The organism is Oleiphilus sp. HI0066 (assembly GCF_001635725.1).
In genome coordinates, this window is sequence record NZ_LWFH01001519.1 from 1 (window position 1) to 1,262 (window position 1,262).

General features: G+C 43.8%; 2 protein-coding genes. Both read right to left on the bottom strand.

Translation table 11 applies throughout. From position 1 onward, the window contains the following. Positions 1-634: iron-containing alcohol dehydrogenase (locus tag A3738_RS23630; protein WP_156504455.1), on the bottom strand; the 634-nt coding region annotated here is incomplete at its 3' end. Positions 635-740: 106 nt separating this feature from the next. Then, a partial coding sequence (locus tag A3738_RS23635; protein ID WP_231876746.1) for a 3-hydroxyacyl-CoA dehydrogenase family protein occupies positions 741-1,262 on the bottom strand: 522 nt, incomplete at its 5' end.

The following is a 1,262-nucleotide window of genomic DNA, read 5'->3' on the forward strand; positions in this document are numbered from 1 at the left end:
CTGCGATCAAAGGTACGATTTTTGACTCTATAACCAAGCCCTTTTGATGTGTCTCGTCATCCGAAATCACAGCGCCGATGGTTACTTCAGAGCCTGTCCCCGCGGTCGTAGGAACGCAAAAGAAGGGCGCACAACCGACCTTACCTTTCAAAATTCCTACTAGTTTTTTCGGTTCAGTGTTATTTGAAGCAGCCAAAGCGATTACCTTTGCTGAATCAATAGACGACCCACCACCAACTGCCATTACCGAGTCACAATTTGCTTGCCTATAGCGCTTAAGCCCAGCTTCCACGACAGAAAAAGTAGGATCTGGTTGCACATCAGCAAATAGCTCATATGCCATTCCGCGATGTTCAAGCGATTGGAGAATATTTTCGAGCAAGCCAAGCTCATAGAGTGGTCGATCAGTTACGATAAGGACTTTCTTCAAACCGAAGCTAGCTACACTCTCACACAGTTTTAGTGAAGAGTTTTTTCCAGTCAGCACCGTCGGCTTAGGAATATTAATAACACTGACTAACGCTTTTAACGCTGAAATATAACCCTTACCGATAATCTGGTTTTTCTTGCGCGATGCGCCAATAGGATTAATTACTTTATCGTCAAACTGAGCAAGAATACTCTCTAAATTCATAACAGCCTCGTATTTATAATTTGGAGTGTTGAAACTGCATGCCGTTGGATCACCACGGCTTTAAACACTTATAAAATCAAAAAAGGGGCATTCGCCCCTTTTCTATTTAACTATAGTCGTAGAATCCTTTGCTGGATTTACGACCTAACATTCCGCCTCTCACATACTTACGTAGTAAAGGGTGCGGGCGATATTTACTGTCGCCAAACTCATCATAGAGAACTTCCATGATCGCCAGACATACATCCAAACCAATTAAATCGCCTAAAGCGAGTGGTCCCATTGGATGATTTGCGCCCAACTTCATTGCAGCGTCAATATCCTCCGCACTAGCTACGCCATCAGCTAAGATTCCAACAGCTTCATTGACCATTGGAATTAGAATGCGATTCACAACAAATCCTGGAGCCTCTGCAACTTCTACAGCCGTTTTTCCAAGCTGAGAGGTAATATCAGCAACCTTATCGAAGGTTTCTTGCGACGTCGCGATCCCTTTGATGAGCTCAACCAACTTCATTACCGGCGCAGGATTGAAAAAATGCATCCCCAAAAATCTGTCTGGACGACTCGTTGCTGCAGCGACTTCAGTAATTGATAAAGAAGAGGTATTTGTGGCGAAAATCGTATC